Genomic DNA, 1050 nt, shown 5'->3' with positions numbered 1-1050 from the left:
CCCCCGAAAAGAGGGGGTTGTGTGATTGCCTTTTCCCCGTTAGTACCGGTCGGCTCCACCCCTCGCGGGGCTTCCACGTCCGGCCTATCGACCACGTGTTCTACATGGGGGGTCTCGAGGCCCGAAGGCCTCATGGAATCCTTATCTTGGAGCAGGCTTCCCGCTTAGATGCTTTCAGCGGTTATCCCTTCCGAACGTAGCCAACCGGCCGTGCCACTGGCGTGACAACCGGCATACCAGAGGTTCGTCCACCCAGGTCCTCTCGTACTATGGGCAGGCCTCCTCAAGATTCCAACGAGCGCAGAGGATAGAGACCAAACTGTCTCACGACGTTCTGAACCCAGCTCGCGTGCCGCTTTAATCGGCGAACAGCCGAACCCTTGGGACCTGCTCCAGCCCCAGGATGCGACGAGCCGACATCGAGGTGCCAAACCATCCCGTCGATATGGACTCTTGGGAATGATCAGCCTGTTATCCCCGGGGTACCTTTTATCCGTTGAGCGATGCCGCGTCCGTACACCGGCACCGGATCACTAGTTCCGACTTTCGTCCCTGCTCGAGCCGTCGCTCTCGCAGTCAAGCTCCCTTGTGCACTTACACTCGCCACCCGATTGCCAACCGGGCTGAGGGAACCTTTGAGCGCCTCCGTTACTCTTTGGGAGGCAACCGCCCCAGTTAAACTACCCGCCAGGCACTGTCCCAGAGCAGGATCACTGCTCGTGGTTAGACATCCAATGCGAACAGAGCGGTATTTCACCTTGCGGCTCCACACGATCTGGCGACCATGCTTCGAAGCCTCCCGCCTATGCTACACAATCCACACCGAATGCCAATACCAAGGTATAGTAAAGGTCCCGGGGTCTTTTCGTCCTTCTGCGCTTAACGAGCATCTTTACTCGTACTGCAATTTCGCCGAGCTCCTGGTCGAGACAGTGGGGAAGTCGTTACGCCATTCGTGCAGGTCGGAACTTACCCGACAAGGAATTTCGCTACCTTAGGATGGTTATAGTTACCACCGCCGTTTACCGGGGCTTGAATTCACCGCTTCGC

Annotated in this window: 1 rRNA gene; it reads right to left on the bottom strand. The window is 57.6% G+C overall.

Features of this window, described 5'->3' with window-relative positions:
• Positions 1 to 19: 19 nt before the first annotated feature.
• Positions 20 to 1050, bottom strand: a 23S ribosomal RNA gene (locus CSQ85_RS12915); the annotation flags it as partial.

This window comes from Bifidobacterium rousetti (assembly GCF_008698235.1).
In the GTDB taxonomy this organism is placed as follows: Bacteria; Actinomycetota; Actinomycetes; order Actinomycetales; family Bifidobacteriaceae; genus Bifidobacterium; species Bifidobacterium rousetti.
Note: the sequence above shows the minus strand (reverse complement) of the source record. Positions and strands in the feature narration are given on the sequence as shown.